General features: G+C 64.8%; 4 protein-coding genes. 1 reads left to right on the top strand and 3 read right to left on the bottom strand.

Annotated features, from left to right (window positions below):
* Positions 1–240: 240 nt before the first annotated feature.
* Entirely contained in the window at positions 241–1,080 is an 840-nt protein-coding gene (locus ACK4IU_RS18210) for a 2OG-Fe(II) oxygenase (protein WP_409738148.1), read from the top strand.
* 5 nt (positions 1,081–1,085) lie between these two features.
* Here ACK4IU_RS18210 and ACK4IU_RS18205 read toward each other — a convergent pair whose 3' ends face one another.
* The 3 genes from ACK4IU_RS18205 to ACK4IU_RS18195 form a co-directional block, all read right to left on the bottom strand.
* Positions 1,086–2,210 (bottom strand): glycosyltransferase family 4 protein, encoded by a 1,125-nt coding sequence (locus tag ACK4IU_RS18205; protein WP_409738145.1) that lies wholly within the window; start codon positions 2,208–2,210, stop codon positions 1,086–1,088.
* Positions 2,211–2,501: 291 nt separating this feature from the next.
* Positions 2,502–3,419: an NAD-dependent epimerase/dehydratase family protein gene (locus ACK4IU_RS18200; protein ID WP_409738142.1), complete on the bottom strand. Its 918-nt coding sequence runs from the start codon at positions 3,417–3,419 to the stop codon at positions 2,502–2,504.
* Positions 3,420–3,533: 114 nt separating this feature from the next.
* Positions 3,534–4,986 (bottom strand): hypothetical protein (locus ACK4IU_RS18195; protein ID WP_409738139.1); only part of this gene is annotated, 1,453 nt, incomplete at its 5' end.

The following is a 4,986-nucleotide window of genomic DNA, read 5'->3' as shown; positions in this document are numbered from 1 at the left end:
GGCTGACGACGGTAAAGACCTGCGACACGATCTTCCTGATGGACCGCGGCCGATTGCTGGCGCAGGGCAGCTATGACGAACTTCTGGCCGGCAATGCGACCTTCCGGCGCATGGTCGCCGGGGATGCCGAAGAGGTGCATGCTGCATTATGAATATCAATGAACCGAATCCGGGCCCTACCCGGCGTCACTCCAGTTCTGACCACGCAATACATATAGAGAAGAAGACTGAGAGGTTGTCATGTCCGTGAACACTCTGCCGATCGATCCCGAGACGCTGTTGATCGATGCCGATGGCGCCCGTGAATATGCCAAGGCCGCGGCCGAGGAGTATCGGTCGAAGAAACCCTATCCCTACGGCTGTTTCGACAATTTCATGCCGCCCGAGATCCTGGACCGCGTGCGCGAGGAGTTGCGGGAACTGCCGGCGGCGGAAAGCTTCTTCAACCGGCCGCAGGAAAAGCTGAAGGCGGCCTACATGCCGGAACGCCTGGGCCCCTATACCCGGGCGCTGTTCCATTCGCTGAACTCCAAGGCATTCCTCGCCTTCCTCGAGGAACTCACCGGCATCGACGGGCTGATCCCGGACCCCTATTATGCGGGCGGCGGCATCCATGTGGTGTCGAACGGCGGGCATCTCGACATCCACGCCGACTTCAACCGTCAGGGCAAGCTGAACCTCGAACGGCGGCTGAACGTGCTGATCTACCTGAACAAGGACTGGAAGGAGGAATACGGCGGGTCCTTCGAGGTCTGGAACGACGACATGACCGCCAAGGTTGCGGGCTTCGTGCCGCTGTTCAACCGGATGTGCTGCTTCAACACCGGGTCCAACACCTGGCACGGCAACCCCGAGCCGGTGAACCACCCCGACAAGGAACCCCGGATGTCAATCGCGCTGTACTACTACACTGCGACCTGGGATTCGACGAAGGTTTCGCATACCACCCTGTTCAAGCCGCGCCCCGGCACCAACGACAAGGTGGACCGGCTGGAGCAGCGCCACCAGATCATGCAGAACCTGCTGCCGCCGGTGATCTACCGCCGAATTGGCCATCGGCTGCGCAAGCTGGGGATCTGAAGGCCCTAGGCGCGTCGGACCGAGTCGAGAAAGTCAGCCATGCGCCGGGCGATCACGTCCGGCGCAAGGCTTTCCGACACATGGCGGCGCGCGGCAGCGCCCAGACGGCGTGCGAGAGACGGATCGCGCATCAGCCGAAGGCAGGCATTGGCCATCGCTTCGGTATCCTCGGAGGGAACCATGAGGGCGGTCTCCTCGTGCGTGGCGATCTCCTGCTGACCGCCGACGCTGGTTGCCACGACCGCTGACCCGGCAGCCATGGCCTCGATCAGCGTGCCGCCGAAGTTTTCATAGCGGGATGCGACCAGCGTGACCCCGTGCCTTGCGCGCAGTCGGGCCACTTCGTCGCGCGACTGCTTTCCCACCGCGTTGATCCGTGACCGGATCGGCTCGGGCAGGCGGGCAAGCCGGTCGGAGAGCCTGTCGAGTCCACCCCCGGCCCGAGGCAGACCCTCGTCCGGCCCGGCAAAGGTGAACTGCGCCGCAGGGTGCGCCGCGGCAATCCGCGCGAATGTGTCGACGACAAGGTCGCCGCCCTTGATGTGGTCGAACCGGCCGACAAAGAGGACATGGTTCAGAAGCTCATCGGTCAGCTCGATGCCCTGCGCCGGAACCGGAAACGGGTTCGGGATCACGGCCTTGGGGACTGGCGGCAGGCCCCACAGCGCCTCGGTCTGCCGCAGGACTGCTGCCGAAGGCGAGGTTATGCCATCCACCCGCCGCAGGCCCTTGGCCTCGCGCGCCTCTCGGCGGGCGCTTGCGGCATCATCGGGGGCACTGCCGGCCATGCGGTGCAGCCACCAAGGCCCATGCAAGGTCGCCACGACCGGGATGGAGACCTTTCCCCGAATCTCCCCGACCCAGCCCTGCGTCTCTTCCATCACGACAACTTCGACACCATGGAGGGCAATTGCGCGCCGGATCGCCTCTGCGTGCCGATCCACCAGGAACCTGACCAGTCCGCCCTCCGGGTCCAGCTTTCGCCTCAGACGATCCACCAGCCGCAGCCTGGGGTCGGTCATTGCGACCACGCGCGGATGGTCATGCGGGGCATCCACCATGTCCGCGATGATGGTCACCTCGTGCCCCGCGCTTTCCAGACCCACGGCCAGGTGGCTGACGGCTGTCACAATGCCGTTTGGCGTGCGAACACCGGGCCATGCCGGAGTGACAAAACCGACACGCAATGGCCGGACTTCACGGCCTTTCGTCATTTAAGGCCTCTCGGCCGCGCAGCCAGGACGTTTCGCAAGGGTTGCTGACTTACCGACATCTTGGGGAAGGACCGACCAAATTCACATTCATGACCAAATGCGCGCCAAGGGTAATCAGCATTTTTCGCCCGGGGAGACTGAACGGAACCGGCAGGTGCTGTCAAGGAACTTGGGGTGGGGCCCGGGGAAGGCACGCGGTTGGGCAACTTACGGCTGCAGCAGGAGCGCCGCCAGCCCGTCCTCCAGCCTCACCTCGGCCGCAACGCCCAGCACCGCGCGCGCGCGGTTCGGGTCACCCTGAGAGTCGCGGATATCGCCGACACGCGGATCGCCGTGCTGCACCACGGGCAGCCGGCCATGCAGCCGCGCCAGCGTGTCGATCAGCGCCAGAAGCGTCGTGGTCCGTCCGGTACAGATGTTGAACACCTGTCCGGCCGCCTCGGGCGCGTGCGCCATCGCCGCAAGAAGAAACCGCACCACATCGGCGACAAAGACGAAATCCCGCGTCTGCAACCCGTCGCCGAACACCGTCACCGGCAATCCTTGGGCAAGGCGGCTGTTGAAGATCGAGATCACCCCCGAATAGGCCGAAGACGGATCCTGCCGCGGGCCATATATGTTGAAGGGCCGCAGGCCCACGGTGGGCAGCCCATGCACCGCCATCGCGATGCGCCCGTGCAGTTCGGACCCCAGCTTGTCCACGCCGTAGGGCGTCTGCGGGCGCGGCACCCGCGCCTCATCCACCGGCCCCTGGCCCGCATCGCCATAGACGGCGGCGGAGGAGGTATAGACCACCGGCACGCGCCCCGCCCGCGCCGCTGCCTCGAACACCGTCACGGTGCCGGTCTGATTGGTGAGATGCCCTTCGCGCCAGTGTTCGTTGCAATAGGCGACCGAGGCGATCCCCGCCAGATGGAACACCCCTGCACAGCCCGCAATGGCCTGCGCCACGGCCTCGGGGTCTGCCACGTCCCCTTCGATGACCCGCACCTCGGGAGCCAGATTGGCAAGCTTGCCGGTGGACAGGTTGTCCAGCACCACCACCCCATCGCCGCGTTCCAGGAGCGCATCCGCCAGATGCGACCCGACAAAACCGCAGCCCCCGGTGATCAGATAATTCGCCATCTCGGGTCCAACCTTAAATCCAGATCATCCGTGGGCTCCGCCGCTCCATTCCGTCACATGCCCACCCGCGGCAGGGCGAGAGGGCGCGATGCTGCCCGGATCGGGGAAATCATCTCAGCGCGCCTCTCTCCGCTCGGATCGTTTCTGCCGCCCCGGAGAGGTGTTGCGTTCTTCCGGCATCAGCCAGCTTGCCCGATAGGCACCGGAGATCGGGTTGGCGGCCAGCGACCCGTCGGTCGCTGTCGCATCTGCGGCAGGCCGCCAGACCACGATGCCGGCGACGGCACCCGCCATGAGCCAGACGTAGTTCACCAGCCCGGAGTTGGGCAGAAGGTCGATCAGGGCGGCGCTGAGCAGCACGGTCATGCCAGGCATCAGCAGCGATGGCCCGAGCGTCTTGCGGCGCAGGGCAAACAGCAGGATCGGAACCGTCAGCATTCCGAAGCGGCCGATATAGCCGAGCCAGCCGTAGACCCCGATGAAGATCAGCCAGATGCCGTCGGTGATACTGGTCATCTGCCCGGTTTCAGGGTCGAAGATCGAGTTCCGACCCCAACTGCCCCAGCCCACCAGCGGCTTGAGGTTCGCCTTGGTCAGAAGTACGTCCTCATTGTCGAGCCGGAATTTCAGCGAGGCCGCCCGTTCCTCGTCGATCGAAAGCGCCAGTTCATAGGTGGCATTGACCGGGATCCAGCCCGCTCCGCGCAGCATGGGGTAGAACATGACGACGAACGCAACGACGACCGAAAGCGCCACCTGCAACCGCGCCCCGAGCAAGAGCACGATCAGCGCCGAGGGCACGGCGATGATCAGGGCGCCAAGGCTCTTGCACAGGTAGAGGACCAGAATCAGCCAGAACATCGCGGCCAGCCAGGGGAAGGCCAAGCGGCCCTCGCGCCGGGCTTCCCTGAACAGGATCGCGGCCGAGATGATCGAAAGGCAGAAGAAGATCCCCACCATGAGCCCATGGTTGAGAAAGACCACGGGACGGAACCCCCCCGCGCGGATGTGCTGCACGAAATCGGAGGGAAAGAAGCCGTAGACCCAGGTGTGCAGCTGGGGCGACAGGCGCACCTCGATCAGGGCGGGGATGGTGTAGACCAGCCCGCCGATGGCGAAGGCCTCGAGCAGCGCACGGTGGCCCGCCTGGGTATTCAGGTAGCGCAGGCCAAGCCAGAACGGCACAAGCGCGACGAGGATCTGGGAGATCAGGCCCCAGGCGTCGTAGAGCCTGAGCCCCGGCAGAAAGATCCGGCCGTCGATGATCGGCTCCGTATTGGACATCACGGTCAGGACCGGAGTCACGATGATCAGAAGCAGCAGCCCGAACAGGATCTGCCGACCGAAACGGGCCGTAGCATCCCAGGACGGGACCTGCCTTGGGGCCATCAGCAGACACAGCATCAGGGCCGTTATCGCAGGCACCAGATGCTTGTCGATTGCGGGGATCATTGGAAACTTGATGACGGTTTCCGAAGGCAGCAGCAGATGCCCGCCGATGATCGTCCAGACAAGAGCACGTTCGAGTGTCAGGGAGCGAAACAGCGCCACCGCCGCAAGGGGCGAG

This window comes from Tabrizicola flagellatus, assembly GCF_046295235.1.
GTDB lineage: Bacteria > Pseudomonadota > Alphaproteobacteria > Rhodobacterales > Rhodobacteraceae > Tabrizicola > Tabrizicola flagellata_A.
This window is presented reverse-complemented; position numbering and strand designations above follow the sequence as displayed.